Genomic DNA, 15,523 nt, shown 5'->3' on the forward strand with positions numbered 1-15,523 from the left:
TCCTCTATCTCACTCGGTGACCGGATTCAAGGCCTCGGTGGCCCTTTCCGGGAGCGGTAGGTTCGCTCACAAGTAAGACGCGTGGGGCGTCTGATTCGTCACGAAAAAGTTCTGACGAGTTCCGAGGGGAGGGATCATGGACCGCGCAGACGACCGTCCGCGGGTGGACTATTCCCCTCTCTCCGACGCCGCACTCGTGGGTCGGGCGCAGGACGGGGATTCCGATGCGTTCCGCGAGATCGTGCGCCGGCACAGCGGATCGATGCGCGCCTACGTCTCGCGCGTGGTGGGGTCGCTGAGCGAAGCGGATGACGTCGTGCAGAACGCGCTGCTGAACGCCTGGCGCCAGCTCGACACGCTCCGGGATGCCGCCGCGGTGAAGTCGTGGCTCATGCAGATCGCCAGCCGCGAGGCGTTCGCCCTCCTCCGACGCCGCCCGGCCGACCAGTCGCTCACGGGGTACGATCGCCCGTACACCGGAGTCGATCAGCCCGAGCAGGCGGCCATCCGCAACGCACAGCTCGCCGCGCTCTCCCGAGCGCTCGAGACGCTTCCCGAGGATCAGCGACGGTGCTGGCTGCTGCGCCAGGTCGCAGAACTCAGCTACGCCGAGATTGCAGAGGAAATGGAAACGTCACCCAGTACGGTCCGGGGCCTCCTCTCCCGCGCCCGCACGAGCATCACCGTGCAGATGGGAGGGTGGCGATGAGCGATCACGACGACCCGACGACCGCCCTCGACTGCGGCCGCACGATCGAGGAGCTGGCCGACTACCTCGACGCCGGGCGCGTCCCCGCCGACCCGCACATCGAGACGTGCCCCGAATGCCTCAACGCGCTCGAAGCGCTGGAACGCGTCGGGCGGCTGTCGCGCGACCTGATCGAAGACGACGCCGCGCACCTCGCCCCGCCGCCGGAGTCGTGGTTCGAGCGCATCTTCACGACCATCCACGAAGAGCTCCGCGCCGGTCGCAGCTTTCCGATCAGCCACCCGGATCCTCGTGTGCGCATCACCGTGACCGAGGGTGCGGTGCGGGCGCTGCTGCGTGACAGCGGAGACGCCATCGACGGCGTGTTCGTGAGCCGCACCGAGATCGTCGGCGACGCCGAGACGCCGGGCGCCCCGGTGCAGATCCACCTCACCGCGTCGGTGCGCTTCGGCACGAGCATCCAGCACCTCACCGAAGAGCTGCGCGCCACGGCGTACGCCGTGCTCGCCGCGCACACCGAACTGGCCGTCACGGCCGTCGACATCACCGTCGAAGACATCTTCACCGACACCAAGGACACCCCATGAGCGCACCCGCACCCCACGATCCCGCCGAACTCGCGGCGCGCGTGCGCACCGTGCCCGGCGTGACGAGCGTGTTCGCACCGCGCCCCACCCTCGCCCAGATCCCCCAGGTGCTCGCCGCGGCCACCGCCACGGCCGACGACGGTCCGGTCGCCGACCTGCTGATCAGCACGGATGCCGAGGGCGCCGTCACGGTGTCGACACGCATCTCGACCTCGGCGGAGGACAGCTCGGTCGAGACCGCGCGTCGCGTCGCCGACGCGCTGCTCGCGCAGACGCCCGAGAGTGCGGAGATCGTCCTCCAGGTCGCCCGCATCCGCTGAACGGGGTCCGGTCAGCGGACCAGCGGGTCCGCGGGTCGGCGCGGCATCGCGCAGGCGGGCGTGCCGCCGGGAAGGCGATGGCGGAACCGAGCGATCAACCGGTACCCGACGGCTGCCACCCACGAGAACGGGGGCGTGACGAGCATCCGACCCGCGAAGCGCAGCACCCAGCGGTCCTGCATCTGCAGCAGACCCGCGACTGCCGCGTGTCCCCGCCACCGGCGCCCGCCGGCCAGCAGCCAGGCGTAATGGGTCACGTCATCGCGGCTGAGTTCCACCTCGTCGAGGTCGAGCCATTGCCAGGGCTCGGCGGGCGGGAACCGGCGCAGCCGCTGCTGCAGCCACTGCACCGAGGTCGTGCAGAATCCGCAGTCCCCGTCGAAGACGAGCAGCGGCCGGCCGGCCGCGATGGATGCGGATGCCGGTGCCGCTGCGTCGCTCATCCCCCGACCCTACGCCGCACTCGCTGCGATCCCTCGGGCGTCGACAGCCCCGGGCACCCCCACTAGGGTGGCGAGATGGATGCCGCCGTCATCGATGCCCCCGCGCCCGCCCGAACCGGCGAGCCCTGGTACCTGCGGCGGCGACTCATCCTGCTGGCATCCGTCGTCGTCGTGCCCGTCGCACTCACCGCCGCGCTCAACAGCTACGGCCCGCTCACCGAGGAATCGGCCCTGCGGATGGCGTTCGCCACGGTCGCCGGCATGACCGCGGCCGTGCTCGGCGCCGTCGCCGCCCTCGTCGTCACCCTCGCCCGGCGTCGCAGCATCCCGGGCGTCATCTTCTTCGCACTGGTGCTCGTGTTCGTGACCACCTGGGCCCTCGCCGCGGTCTCCGGCGCCGGCGACCTCCTGCTCGAACGCCTCGCGCTCATCGACGACGTCGCCGGGCCGGGCTGAGCGGACGCACCACAGGGGCGGGAATCGTGCAACCCCCTGGAAGCGTCGGCGGGAGGCGACGGAGCCTGGGGTCATGAGCCACCACCCGGATGACATCAAGCAACCCCTCGACCACCTGCCCCCGCAGGACGAGCGCGACAAGGCGGTGGAGGTCGAAGAGCCGAGCTATCCGACCTCCGAGGCGCCGGCCGGACACTCGGCCGCCTCGCCCGAGACGGCGGCCGAGCCCGACAAACCGAACCGCCACGGCGTCGACAAGCTGCCGCCGACGTCGCGCTAAGCGACCCGATCGCGGGAGTCTTCCGCCGCGCACGCTCAGCCGCGGCACTCGCGGGTGAGGTGGTCGGCGAGCTGCTCGAGGAACGCCTGCACGGCCTCGGCCTCGGCGGCGGGGAGCTGCGCGGCGTATTCGAGCATCGCCAGCGCCGTGGCATCCAACCCCTCGGCCGGGTCGATGCGGCGCAATGGCACGAGGAACTTCGAGCGACTGTCGGAGGGGTTCCGCTGGGTCGTGATGATGCGGGCGGTCTCGAGCTTGTCGATCGCCTGCGTGATCGCCGCCGTCGTGACCTTCAACTCCTTGGCGAGGTCGCCGGGAGTGAGGGCCTCGTGGCGGTCATCGGCTTCGGCGATGAGTCGGGTGATCTCGCGCAGCAGCGGGCTCGGTCCACAGGCCGACTGACGGCGTCGGGCGAGCTGGTCCTCCGCGAGCCGCACGCGTTCGACGGCCTTCACGACGTCGAGGGCACGGGTGTCGTCGACGGCCGTCCAGATCCCGGAGTCCGCCTCGGCAGTACTCACGGTCAGTCCCCGTGGTTGATGACCTGGAGCCACTGGCCGAACTCGCCGCGCGGCTCGGTGGTCTCGTCGACGTCCGGGCTGATCTGGTTCTGCTGAGACATGTCCAGGCTCCTTCACGCGGTAGGCCGCTGGATCGCTCCGATCGGAGCGTCCGGCGGCGAGTTGGGTTACTAGTCTAACTAGATATTCAGACGCCGGGCGAAATGAAGTTCCACAACGGTTGCGGTTTTCGTCATTCCCTCTCGGGTGAAACAAAGCTACAGTCAATGCCCAAGCGGCAGATATTTTGTACAACCGGTCATCGACGATTCACCGCGCAGGCGCCGCGTGTTCACTCCCCCTGCCCAGGCTGAGGTCGTCCCCCGACCTCGTCTCAGGAAGACCATGCCCACTCGACATGCTCCCCCGCGCGCCCGCGCCTCCCGCCTGACCGCGATCCTCGCGGCCGCCTGCTCCCTCGCCCTCGTCGGCGCCCTCTCGCAGCCCGTCACCGCCCAGGCGTTCGACGACCCCACCGTGATCGACGGCATGGTGCTCGACGGCCGCGGCACCTACGTCGTCGACGACGTCGAGCACACCCGCCTCGCGCCCGGCCTCGACCAGGTCGAGTTCGAGCGCCTCGGCCCCGACGGACGCCAGCTGCTGCACGTGCTGCGCGTGCAGCTCGCCGACTCGAACCTCGAGGTCGACTACATCGGCAACGACGCGCTCACCGACCCGGGAACCGTCAGCGAGTTCGTCGACGGCTCGGGCGCCATCGCCGGCGTCAACGGCGACTTCTTCGACATCAACAACTCCTCCGCACCCCTCGGCACCGCGATCAGTCGCGACGACGGGCTGTTGAAGTCGCCCGAGGTGTCACGCAACAACGTGGCCGGATTCACCGACTCGGGCCTCGGCGGCATCGTCGAGGTATTCCTCGAAGGAACCGTCACCCTGCCGTCCGGCGCGCTGCGCCTTGCGGGCATCAACCGCGTGACCGGCGAGGCCGACAGCGTCGTCGTGTACAACGCGCACTGGGGCACGGGCAACCGCGGCCGCAGCATCCCCGCCGGGCAGACCGGGGTCGAGGTGCTCGTGAGCGCCGATGGCACCGTCACCCGCACCGCACAGGCACCCGGATCGGAGCAGCTGGCCGACGGCGTGCAGGCCGTGGTCGCCGCGCCCGGCGCCACCGCCGATGCCCTCTCGGCACTGAAGGCCGGCGACCCGGTCGCCGTGTCGTACACGCTGAACCCCGAGGCGGTCGACCTCGCCGCCGCCGTCGGTGGCCACGCATCCTCCGAGCCGCTCATGCTCGAAGACGGCGAGCTCGGCGACGCCGTGTCCGACCTGTCGCGCCTGCGCCACCCGCGCACGGGCGTCGGCTTCTCGGCCGACGGCACCACGGCGTACTTCGTGGTGGCCGACGGACGCCAGAGCACCGTGCCCGGACTCACGGTTCCCGAGCTCGGGCAGCTGATGCTCGACCTCGGCGCGTGGGACGCGCTCAACCTCGACGGCGGCGGCTCGTCGCAGATGAACGCCCGTCAGCCCGGTGACGCCGGCGCGAGCGTGCTGAACGCACCGTCCGACGGCTACGAGCGCAGCGATGCGAACGGCCTCGGCATCTTCCTGCGCACCCCCGGTTCGAGCGCCCCGGCGAGCTTCGACCTGCGCACCGGCATCGACGTCGACGACGCGGCACGGGTGTTCCCGGGCCTGCACCGCCGCATCGAGGCGGTCGGCGTGACCGAGAACGGCTCGGCTTCGGATGCCGTCGCCCCCCAGTGGTCGGCGACCGGCGGTGCCACCGTCACGGCCGACGGCGCATCCGCCACCGTCACTGGCGTCACGCCGGGCGCGGCCACGATCACGGCGACGCACGGATCGGCCACCGGCGAACGGGCACTGCAGGTGCTCGGCCCCCTTACGCGCGTCACGGCATCGACCGGCCTGCTCGCCCTCGCGGGCCGCGACGACGCCCGCGTGCTGACCATCACCGGTCACGACGCGAACGGCTTCCAGGCTCCGATCGACCCCGCGGATGTCGAGATCGGCGGCGCCGACGCGTCGCTGCTGTCGTTCGCCCCGCACACCGACGGCACCTTCGAGGTGCGCGCGCTCGGCGACCTCGGCAGCGCCTCGCTGACCTTCACGGTCGCGGGCCACGCGGTCACGGTGCCGGCCACGGTGGGTCTCCACGAGATCCTCTTCGCCGACCTGGCGGATGCCGCGCAGTGGACCTCTGCCAACGACCGCGCTCCCGGGGGCTCCGTCGCCCCCGCACCGGGCCACGAGGGCGACAACGGCCTCGCCCTGCGCTACGACTTCACGCAGTCGACCGCGACGCGCGGCCAGTACGCGGTCGCGCCGAACGGCGGGGTCGTGCTGCCCGGTCAGCCGCAGAAGCTGACGATGTGGATCGAGGGCGACGGCAAGGGCGCGTGGCCGCGCCTGCAGTTCCGCCAGGCGAACGGAACCACGTCGAACCTCGACGGGCCCGAGGTCACCTGGACCGGCTGGCGTCAGGCCGAGTTCACGGTGCCGGCCGGCGTGCAGTACCCGCTCACCTTCCAGCGCTTCCGCCTCATGGAGACGAAGGCCGGAGCGCAGTACACGGGCGGCATCACGATCAGCTCGCTCGCGGTCGCCGTCGCCCCAGACGTCGAGATGCCGCCGACGGCCGTCGTGCCCGATCCGATCATCGTCGCCGACGGCGCGACCGACGCGTCGCCCCTGCGGGTGGCGGTCATGAGCGACGCGCAGTTCGTGGCCCGCAACCCCGACAGCGACCTCGTCGCCGGGGCCCGTCGGGCCCTGCAGGAGATCGTCGCGGCCGACCCCGATGTGCTCGTCATCAACGGCGACTTCGTCGACGAGGCGTCTCCGGCCGACTTCGCGCTGGCCCGCAGCATTCTCGACGAGGAGCTGGCCGGCACCGACTTCCCCTGGTACTACGTTCCGGGCAACCACGAGATCATGGGCGGCGACATCGCCAACTTCGAGCAGGCCTTCGGCGAGAACTCCCGCGTCGTCGACCAGCAGGGCACGCGCTTCATCATGCTCGACTCGTCGACCGGCTCGCTGTCGGGCAAATTCGACCAGATCGAGATGTTCCGCGACGCGCTGGCGGATGCCGCGACCGACCCTGCCGTGACCGGCGTGGTGCTGCTCCAGCACCACCCGCTCGACGACCCGCTCGCCACGAAGTCGAGTCAGCTCGCCAACCGGTCCGACGCGGCGCTCGTGCGCGACTGGCTGGAGCGCTTCCGCGAGTCGAGCGGCAAGTCGGCCGCCTTCGTCGGGTCGCACGTGGGCGTCTTCCACGCGACGCGGGAAGACGGCATCCCGTACCTGATCAACGGCAACTCCGGGAAGGCGCCCGCCGGCGCCCCCTTCGGGCAGTTCACGGGCTGGACGATGCTCGGCATCGACCCGGCTGCCGGGGCGTGGGCGGATGCCACCTCACCCTGGTTGCAGGCCGAGGTGCAGACCCGGGTCGACGCGATCCGCTTCGACGAGATCCCCGCGACGCTCGAGGCCGGGACGCGCACGTCGCTCGCCCCCTCGATCGCCCAGCCCGGGCAGGACGAGGTGCCGGTCGCGTGGCCGATGAGCTACCGCTGGACGGCCTCGGCGGGCGTGTTCATCGGGGCGGCGACGGATGCTCCGGCCGGCAGCATCGCCGCGCTCGACCCTGCGTCGCACGTGCTCACGTCGCTCGCGGAGGGTGAGGGCAGCGTGACGCTCACGATCAATGGTGTCAGCGAGACGGTGGCGTTCGCGACGGATGACGCGACCGTTCCGGGCGGCGGCGACGGCGGCTCCGGAGGCGACGGCGGCTCGGGCGGCGCTGGCTCCGGTGGCGGTGCGGGCGGCGGGTCGAGCGGCGGTGCCGACGGCGCGGGTGACGGCTCCGCATCCGATGACGAGCTCGGCGCGACCGGCGGCGGCATCGCCCCGTGGGTCGTCACGGTCGGCATCCTGATGCTGCTCGCCGGCAGCGGCCTCGCGGCGATGCGTCTGCGCCGCCGCACCGCGGTCGAGACGTCGGACGCCGGAATCGACGACCTCGTCTGACGCGCGGCGATCTCCGAGGCCCCGTCTTCCGCTCCGGCGGAGGCGGGGTCTCGTCGATGCGCGGCGGGTCGCGCCTCAGGTCAGGAGCGTGCGGATCTCGAGCATCGCCGCGAACCGCGCATCCGGGTCGTCGAGGTCGAGTCCGCTCACCTCGGCGACGCGGCGCAGCCGGTAGCGGAACGTGTTCGGATGCACGAAGGCCGAGGCGGCGGCCGCAGCGATGTCGCCCAGGTGATCGAGCCACCCGCGCAGGGTGTCGACCAGATGCGCGCCGTGCTCGGCGTCGTACGCCACGAGCCGGGCGAGCGGATCGGGCACCTCGTCGCCGCGCGCTCGGCGCAGATCTTCGAGGTCGAGCAGCAGCGACGCGGTCTGCACCTCGGCGATGGGGGCGACATGGCGCTCGCCCGGACGCTCGACGAGCACCCGCAGCGCCCGATGCGCCTGCGCTCGCGAACGGGCGATCTCGGCTGCCGTCGACGCCGGCCGCCCGATGCCGATCACGGCGGGGATGCGGTCGCCCACGCGACGGAGGAAGTCTTCGGCCAGGCGCAGCGCACGCTCCTCGGCGAGCGCGTCGTCGACGGGCAGGATGCCGTAGACGGTGTCGCCCACCAGTGCGACGGCGGCGCCCGGCTGCACGGCGGAGAGGTGCAGCGCGAAGGCGTCGGCGAGCCGCTCGCGTTCGGCGATCGCCTCATGCCCCGCCGTGTCGTCGCCCCGCGTCACGATCGCGGCGGCCGCGACGGCGACCCGGCGCGCCGTCAACCCGAGGCGACCCAGCGCGTCGGGCGCCTCCGGGCCTCCGTCGACGGCACGGCTCACCAGCTCGGCACGCAGGCGTCGTTGTGCGTCGGCGCCCGCGCGGATGCGCAGCAGGTGCAGGGCGACGAGCTTCGTCGCCTCCCGCAGCGTGACATCGCGCTCGCGCGTGAGCGGGCCGTCCATCGCCGCCCAGATCGACCCGAGCACCTCGTCCCCCGCGCGCACCGCGATCGCCACGCGCTGCGTCGAGACGCCCTCGCCCAGTTTCACGGGGTCGACGACGACCGGGGCGTCGTCGCGGTACAGGTCGCGGAACACGCCCATCTCGGTGAGCACCCGCGCGTACCGGTCGGGCACCTGACGTCCGATGATCGTCTCGACGCGCGACGGGTCGGCCCGCTCCTGCCCGCCCGAGAACGCGAGCACGCGCGACGAGCGGTCCTCGATCGTGACCGGGGCGTCGAGCATCGCGGCGATGGCGTTCGCGACGGCGAACAGGTCGCCAGACGGAACGCCGCCGAGCGACTCGGCTGGGGTGCGGCCGACATCGTCCTCGGCGAGAAGCGAGCGCAGCAGAGCCGCGAGCTGCGTCCAGGTGGCGCCGCGGGCGAGCGACAGCACGGCGACGCCGGCCCGGTCGGCGGCCTCGCGCACGGATGCCGGCAGCCCGCCGGCGGTGCGGGCGATCACCGCGACCGCACCGGCCGACCCGGCCGTCTCGATGAGGCCGACGAGCGCATCGGCATCGTGCACGGCGATCGCGAGCACCACGGCGTCGGCCGGATAGACCGGCGGGTCGATCGGATCGTGGATGACGACGCCGCCGATGTGCCGGTCGACGTCGATGCGTCCGTGCGCGACTTCGAGCAGCGTCACACCGAGATCGTCGAAGACCCTCCCCCAGCTCGATCGCGCCAGCCCGCTCATACGGGCGAGCCTAATGTCCCATCGGGATCCACTCGGTCCACGTCGTGAGCTCGTCGAGGATCTCGGGCACCGGCGCCACGCCCAGCCCCGGCCCCTGCGGCACGTCGAGGTGGCCGTCGCGCATGACCCACGGCTCGGTGAGGTCGGTGCGGTAGAACCGGTCGCTGGCCGACACGTCACCGGGCAGCACGAAGCCCGGCAGGGCGGCGAGCGCGATGTTCGCGGCGCGCCCGAGGCCCGACTCGACCATGCCCCCGCACCACACGGGCACGCCGTGGGCCGCCGCGAGGTCGTGGATCCGCCGCGCCTCGAGGTAGCCGCCCACGCGGCCCGGCTTGATGTTGATGACGCTGGTCGCCCCGAGCGTCAGCGCCTGGGCCGCGGTCTGGGCCGAGGTGATCGATTCGTCGAGGCAGATCGGCGTGCGCAGCATCCGTGCCAGCTCCGCGTGCCCGAGGATGTCCTCCTCTTCCAGCGGCTGCTCGATGAGCAGCAGGTCGAAGGCGTCGAGCTGGGCGAGATGGCGGGCATCGCGCAGCGTGTATGCGGTGTTCGCGTCGACCTGCAGGCCCACGTCGTCACCGAACCGCTCGCGCACGGCACGCACGACGTCGATGTCCCACCCCGGCTCGATCTTCAGCTTGATGCGCACGTAGCCCTCGGCGAGGTAGCCGTCGACGGCGTCGAGCAGCCGCGGGATCTCGTCCATGATGCCGACAGACACTCCGCACGGCACCTGAGTTCGGACGGCCCCGAGCTCACGGGCGAACGAGCGCCCCTCGGCGCGCAGCTCGGCGTCGAGCACGGCCATCTCGACCGCGGCCTTCGCCATGCGGTGCCCCTTGAACGGCGCGAGCCGCTCGCCGACCATGTGGGCGCCGGCGAGGTCGACCCCGGCGAGCGCGGGCAGGATGTTGCGGCGCAGCATGTCGACCGCGCCCTCGGTGTACTCGGCCGAGTAGACGGGGTCCGGCAGGGTGACGCACTCCCCCCAGCCCTCCGCGGCGTCGGTGACGGCGCGCACCAGAAGGATGTCCTTCGCGGTCTGCGTGCCGAACGACGTGCGGAACGGCGACACCAGCGGCATCGCGACCCGGCGCAGTTCGATTCCCTCGAGCTTCATGCACTCTCCTCGTGCGGGCGCACGAGGTAGCCCTCGGCGCGGTCGAATCCGACGACGGTGAATCCGGCGTCGAGCAGGGTGGTGAGCTTCTCGCGCACGTCGCGGCGCCAGCGTCGCGCCTCGGCGGGGTCGTCGCGGCGGATGCGGGCGATGTCCGACGGCACGAGGACCCGTTCGTCGCCGGCGCGCGCCTCCGCCGGCGCGGGCGACGTTCCGGAGGCCCGGTCGGCCACCCCCGCGTCGCGCAGCGGCCAGCTCACCAGCAGCCGGTCGGTCTCGTCGTCGCCGTTTACCCCGTCGGTCATGGCGCCGTAGAAGTTGGCCAGGTACTCCTGCGGTCGCGCGCCGAGCTTCACGATGTTGAAATGCGCGTTGCGTGCGACGAGGGGGTCGAACGTCCACTCGATCACATCGATGCCGCGCCCGAGCGCCCAGGCCCGCTGGTGCTGCTTCAAAGCGAAGCCGACGGAGCGCCCGATCGACTCGGGCGAGATGCCGGTGATGTGGCTGTGCAGGGCGTGGCGCTCGGGGTCGGCGTGGAACGCGATCGCGACGCCCACGAGCATCGCGTCCGCGAACGCGCCGCCCACATAGCTGCCGGCCTTGCTCAACGCCCGCAGCAGCTCCGGCGGCACGGCCGGGTTGTCGGCCGTGCGCTGCCAGATGCGCGACAGCAGTGCGATCGCATCGGCCTGCTCGGCCACACCGGTCAGTTCGCGTACCTCGACGCCCGCGTGCGCGGCGGCGCGCTCGGCGTCGAGCAGCGCACGCGTGGCGACGACGTCGTCGTGCATCAGCCGAGCCATGACCCCTCCGATCCGATGAGCTCCGTGACCAGGGCGGTCAGGAGCCGGGTGCGCGGCAGCAGCTCTGCCACCACGACGTGCTCGTCGTCGGCATGCGCGCCCCCGCCGACCGCGCCGAGCCCGTCGAGCGTCGGGATGCCGAGGGCGCCCGTGAAGTTGCCGTCGCTGCCGCCGCCCACCTCGACGGCGGTCACCGGGGCGAGACCCAGGCCGTCTGCGAGACGCTCGGCGAGGGCGAGCAGGTCGCGCGACATCGCGCGCTCGAGCGGCGGGCGGTTGATGCCGCCGCCGATCGTGAGCCGTGCCCCGTCGACGGGCGAACGATAGGCCCGTAGGGCGCTGTCGACCCGTGCGAGTTCGCCGGCCGACCACGAGCGTGCGTCGATGTGCAGGTGGGCACGGGCGGGCACGGTGTTGCCCGTCGTGCCCGATGCCGCCGTGGTCGGGGTGACCGAGGTGCCCGTCTCGGCGTCGGCGAGGGCGAGGGCGGCGAGCACCAACTCGGCCAGCGCCGCGGTGGCGTTGACGCCGCTCTCGGGTTCGAGCCCGGCGTGCGCCGCGCGCCCGTCGATCTCGACGTCGTACATCGCCGCCCCCTTGCGCGCGGCCTTCAGCGCCCCACCGTCGGCCGACGCCTCGAGCACGAGCACCGCGGCGGCGCCCCGCGCGGTGCTCTCGATGAGTTCGCGCGACCGCGCCGATCCGATCTCCTCGTCTCCCGTGACCAGCAGGGTCACACCGTCACGGTCGTCGAGCGCGGCCAGCGCGTGGAACGCCATCGCCAGCCCGGCCTTCATGTCGAAGGCGCCGGGGCCGCGCAGCACCCCGCCGTCGACCCCGAACGGCAGCCGCGCGAGGGTGCCGGCCGGCCACACCGTGTCGTGGTGGGCGAGCAGCAGCACGCGGGTCTCGGGCCCGAAGTGCCAGCGCAGATGCGAGCATCCGTCGACGACGATGCGCTCGGGCTCGGCCCGCAGCAGTGCGCGGCCGATCTCGGCGACGAGGTCGGCCGACCTCGCCACGGCCGCATCGTCGGACGACGGCGACTCGCACTCCACGAGCCGTCGGATGGTGTCGACGAGCGCCGCCTCGGTGAGGCGGTCGGCGCTCGTCGCGGATGCCGTGCTCATGCGCCGCTCGACACCGTCGGGGCGGGGATGGACACCGCAGGGGCGTCGCTCGACACCTTGGGGGTGGCGCGGGCGCCGAAGTGGATGTACTCCTCGCCGGTGGGCAGCGTGTAGAACGTCGCCGTCATCCACGTCTGCGTGCCCGGGGCGCGCAGCGCGAACACGCCGGGGCTGTAGGGCACGAGGGCGTACTCGTCGACCGGGTTCGGTTCGACTTCGGCGAGCGGCCCGAGCACGGTGGTGCGCAGCACGGGCCCGTCGTCGCCGACGTACACCTCGGAGCGCACGGATGCCCGCTCGTAGGTGCCGACGAAGGGCGTGATGTCGACGTCGACCGGCGGCGACGGCGGCTGCACCGACTCCTGCATGCGCACACCGGACAGCTCGGCGAAGATCTCGCGGTAGAGGTCTTCGTACAGGTCGCGGGTGTGCCCGCCGTTGGTGAGCAGCGTCACCGCAACGCCCGATTCGGCGTGCACGCGCAGGAATGCCGCCTGCCCGAACGTGTTGCCGTCGTGGCCGTACAGCCGCTCGCCGTTCCAGTCGAAGCGGATCCAGCCCAGGCCCCACGAGTCGCCGAGCACGTGCTTGTCGGGCACCTCGGCCTGGAAGGCCTGCATGTCGGCGACCGTCGCCTCGTCGAGCAGGCGCGTGCCGTCGGCGGTCACCCCGCCGGCGAGATGCAGCCGGGCGAAGGCGAGCACATCGGCGGCGCGCGCGGTGATGAGACCGGCCGGCCCCATCGACCGCTGCAGCTGCCACACGGGGGTCACGATCGTCTCCTCGCCGGTGTCGACGTGGCCGACCGCCGCCGAGAACAGGATCGCCTCCTCCGGCAGCGTGACCGTGTGCGTGAGACCGAGCGGCGTGAAGAGCAGCTCGCGCATCGCGGTGTCCCACACCTGGCCGGTCACCTGCTCGATGATGCGCCCGAGCAGCACGAAGCCCGAGTTGCAGTACGACCAGGTCGCGCCGAGCGGGTGGTTCTGTCCGACCTCGGGGAACAGGGCAACGTACTTCTCGAGGCAGTCGTCGCCCCGGCCCGTGTCGGTGAACACGTCGCCGTCGATGCCGCTCGTGTGGGTGAGCAGGTGCCGCACGGTGACGCCGTCGGTGAGCTCGTCGTTCACCAGCTGCAGATCGGGAAGGATCTGCTTCACCGGGGTGTCGAGGGTGAAGCGCCCCTGCTCGACGAGCCGCAGGATGACCGTCGCCGTCCAGACCTTCGAGATCGAGCCGATCTGGAACACCGAGTCGGGCAGCGCCTCGGCCGAGCGCTCGGGCAGGCTGCGGTTGAGCGTGCCCGTGGCGAGGGTGACGACGTCGTCTCGGCCGTCGGGGTCGTAGCGCAGGATGCCGAGCTGCGCGCCGGGCACACCGTGCAGCTTCGCCAGCTCGTCGAGCCGGTGCTGCCAGTGCGCGGCGTCGATCGCGGCGGGGCGCGCGCCGTTCGCGCTGCCGGCGAAGCGCTCGACCCACTCGACGACACGACGGGCGTAGTCGACGCGGTGGCTCGGGCGCCCGAGCAGCGGGAAGACATGGCTGCCGTCGGGGTACAGCACGAGCTCGGTGGGCACGCCGCGCTCGCGCAGCGCGTAGTGCCACTGCTGCGCCTGGTGCACCGGGCAACGCAGGTCCTTCTCGCCGTGCAGCACCAGCGTGGGCGTGGTCACGTTCTCGACCGCCGAATAGGGAGACATCGCGGCCAGGCGCTCACGGCCGGCCGACTCCCACGGCATGATCCCGATCTCGAACAGGTTGAGCAGGTGCGCGTCGTCGCTCGTGCCGCCCATGCTGACCATGTCGGCCACGATGCCTCCGGCGACGGCGGCGGCGAAACGGTCGTCGTGCCCGGTCAGGTAGGCGGTCATGTAGCCGCCGTAGCTGTACCCGGTCACTGCGAGGCGCGCCGGATCGGCGATGCCCTCGGCCACGAGCTGATCGACCGGCTCGAGGAAGTCCTTCGCGTCGGCCACGCCCCACGCCCCGTTGACGCCCCGCCAGAACTCCTCGCCGTAGCCGTCGCTGCCGCGGGGGTTGATCATCACGATCGTCCAGCCGTGCGCGGCGAGCTCCTGGTGGAAGACGTGCATCTCGTCGACCGCGCCGTTCCAGGCGTTGTGGGGGCCGCCGTGCACGTCGACGAGCAGCGGGGTGGGCCCATCGACCGCGGGGTCGCGCACGATCCAGGCCTGCACGGTGGTGCCGTCGCTGATCGGGAACTCGCGGCTCTCGCGCACGTACAGCTCGGCATCGTGCGGAGCGGCACCGTGCGCGGTGAGGACGGATGCCGTGCCCGCCGCCACGTCGAGCAGCACGATCTCGCCGAACGAGGTGGGGGTCGACAGGGCGATGGCGGCGCGGTCGCCGACGACCGAGAGTCCGCTCACCACCTCGTCGGTGCCGCCGTGCACGAGGCGCGGCTCGCCGCCCGTCAGGGGCACGCCGTAGAGGTGGGTCGCCCCGCGGTCGCGGATCGCGAACAGCACCTCGCCGCTCGCGGTGACCTGCGGCAGCGCGCCGGGGTAGGCGGGGGCGCCGGGCATGACGTTGCGGTCGAGTGCACCCGCGAGATCGGTGACGTCGCCCGAACCGAGGTCGACCCGGAAGAGCCCCGCGTGGCCGTCGGGGTCGCCGGTCCAGCCGATCACGATCAGCTGCGATCCGTCGGGTGCGAACGAGACCGTGCCGGCGAATCCCTCCGCGAACCCGAGCACGCGCGGTCGGGCGGCAGGGTCGTGCGGGTCGACCGCGTGCACCGCGGAACGGAAGGCGAGGTCGTCCGTTCCCGCCGGACGCGCGACGTAGGCGAGCGTGCCCCCGTCGGGCGACCACGCGGGGCTGTCCACCCCCGCGACGCCGTCGGTGAGCCGGCGCACCTCGCCGCTCGCGACGTCGAGCACGTGGAGCTGAGCCTGCACGCCGCGGGTGAACCAAGCCCCGTCGACGAGGTAGTCGATCGCCTCGGTGGCGATGGGGCCGTGCTCGCGCTGGCGCTCGGCATCCACGCCTCGGGCCACCGGCGGCGCGACCGACGCCGTGAACGCGATCCGCGCTCCGTCCGGACTCCACACCGGCGCCCCCGCGCCGAGGGGCAGGTCGGTGCGGCGCTGCGCCTCTCCCCCGCCGACCGGCAGGGTCCAGATCTGCCCGTCGCGGACGAACGCGACCTCCCGCCCATCGGGCGAGAACGCGGGGCTGGAGTCGGTGGTGCCGCGGGTCAGGCGCCGCGCGCCGTCGTCGTCGGCGATCCACAGCGACCGGGTCGCCTCGTCGGCGTCGACGTCGACGCCGGAGAGCACATAAACGGTGCGGTCGCCCGAGGGGGCGAGGGCGGGCTGGCTCGGAACGGTCAGCGCCAGGACGTCGTCGATGGTCATTCTGCGGGTCACGG

The 15,523-nt window shown here is 72.3% G+C and carries 13 protein-coding genes; 6 read left to right on the plus strand and 7 right to left on the minus strand.

All coding sequences use genetic code 11. The annotated features are described in order from the left end of the window. Nucleotides 1-136 precede the first annotated feature (136 nt). From RWS82_RS10320 to RWS82_RS10330, 3 genes are read left to right on the plus strand one after another with little or no spacing between them, the layout of a single operon-like run. Nucleotides 137-709 carry an RNA polymerase sigma factor gene (locus RWS82_RS10320; RefSeq protein ID WP_314649735.1) on the plus strand — a complete coding sequence of 191 codons (573 nt, stop codon included), beginning with the start codon at nucleotides 137-139 and terminating at the stop codon, nucleotides 707-709. Next, on the plus strand, nucleotides 706-1,296 hold the full coding sequence (locus RWS82_RS10325) for an Asp23/Gls24 family envelope stress response protein (RefSeq protein WP_314649737.1): 591 nt from the start codon (nucleotides 706-708) through the stop codon (nucleotides 1,294-1,296). Before RWS82_RS10320 ends, RWS82_RS10325 begins: the two co-directional genes overlap by 4 nt. Continuing rightward, nucleotides 1,293-1,616: a hypothetical protein gene (locus RWS82_RS10330; protein ID WP_314649739.1), complete on the plus strand. Its 324-nt coding sequence runs from the start codon at nucleotides 1,293-1,295 to the stop codon at nucleotides 1,614-1,616. Before RWS82_RS10325 ends, RWS82_RS10330 begins: the two co-directional genes overlap by 4 nt. 11 nt (nucleotides 1,617-1,627) lie before the next feature. Here RWS82_RS10330 and RWS82_RS10335 read toward each other — a convergent pair whose 3' ends face one another. After that, nucleotides 1,628-2,059: a DCC1-like thiol-disulfide oxidoreductase family protein gene (locus RWS82_RS10335; RefSeq protein ID WP_314649742.1), complete on the minus strand. Its 432-nt coding sequence runs from the start codon at nucleotides 2,057-2,059 to the stop codon at nucleotides 1,628-1,630. 75 nt (nucleotides 2,060-2,134) lie between these two features. On the opposite strand from RWS82_RS10335, the gene RWS82_RS10340 reads away from it, so the two are divergent. After that, nucleotides 2,135-2,515, plus strand: coding sequence for a hypothetical protein (locus RWS82_RS10340; RefSeq protein WP_314649745.1), 381 nt, complete (start codon nucleotides 2,135-2,137; stop codon nucleotides 2,513-2,515). Between the two features lie 73 nt (nucleotides 2,516-2,588). Beyond that, entirely contained in the window at nucleotides 2,589-2,795 is a 207-nt protein-coding gene (locus RWS82_RS10345; RefSeq protein ID WP_314649748.1) for a hypothetical protein, read from the plus strand. 35 nt (nucleotides 2,796-2,830) lie between these two features. On the opposite strand, the gene RWS82_RS10350 is transcribed toward RWS82_RS10345, so the two are convergent. After that, on the minus strand, nucleotides 2,831-3,316 hold the full coding sequence (locus tag RWS82_RS10350; RefSeq protein WP_314649750.1) for a MarR family transcriptional regulator: 486 nt from the start codon (nucleotides 3,314-3,316) through the stop codon (nucleotides 2,831-2,833). Between the two features lie 384 nt (nucleotides 3,317-3,700). Between RWS82_RS10350 and RWS82_RS10355 the strand changes: the two genes are divergently transcribed. After that, nucleotides 3,701-7,378, plus strand: coding sequence for a phosphodiester glycosidase family protein (locus RWS82_RS10355; RefSeq protein ID WP_314649753.1), 3,678 nt, complete (start codon nucleotides 3,701-3,703; stop codon nucleotides 7,376-7,378). A 75-nt stretch (nucleotides 7,379-7,453) separates the two neighbouring features. On the opposite strand, the gene RWS82_RS10360 is transcribed toward RWS82_RS10355, so the two are convergent. Genes RWS82_RS10360 through RWS82_RS10380 form a run of 5 tightly spaced genes read right to left on the minus strand, consistent with a single transcriptional unit; the run spans nucleotide 7,454 to nucleotide 15,521 of the window. After that, on the minus strand, nucleotides 7,454-9,070 hold the full coding sequence (locus RWS82_RS10360) for a helix-turn-helix domain-containing protein (RefSeq protein ID WP_314649756.1): 1,617 nt from the start codon (nucleotides 9,068-9,070) through the stop codon (nucleotides 7,454-7,456). Between the two features lie 10 nt (nucleotides 9,071-9,080). After that, nucleotides 9,081-10,193, minus strand: a complete 1,113-nt coding sequence (gene menC, locus RWS82_RS10365) for an o-succinylbenzoate synthase (RefSeq protein ID WP_314649757.1) — start codon at nucleotides 10,191-10,193, stop codon at nucleotides 9,081-9,083. Continuing rightward, entirely contained in the window at nucleotides 10,190-10,999 is an 810-nt protein-coding gene (locus RWS82_RS10370; protein WP_314649760.1) for a GNAT family N-acetyltransferase, read from the minus strand. Before RWS82_RS10370 ends, menC begins: the two co-directional genes overlap by 4 nt. Next, nucleotides 10,987-12,129, minus strand: coding sequence for a M20/M25/M40 family metallo-hydrolase (locus RWS82_RS10375; RefSeq protein ID WP_314649764.1), 1,143 nt, complete (start codon nucleotides 12,127-12,129; stop codon nucleotides 10,987-10,989). Before RWS82_RS10375 ends, RWS82_RS10370 begins: the two co-directional genes overlap by 13 nt. Continuing rightward, a complete protein-coding gene (locus RWS82_RS10380) occupies nucleotides 12,126-15,521 on the minus strand; it encodes a serine hydrolase (protein WP_314649766.1) in 3,396 nt (1,131 codons plus the stop codon). Before RWS82_RS10380 ends, RWS82_RS10375 begins: the two co-directional genes overlap by 4 nt. Nucleotides 15,522-15,523: the final 2 nt, after the last annotated feature.

Origin of the sequence: uncultured Microbacterium sp. (assembly GCF_963528945.1) — a bacterium.
Lineage (GTDB): Bacteria > Actinomycetota > Actinomycetes > Actinomycetales > Microbacteriaceae > Microbacterium.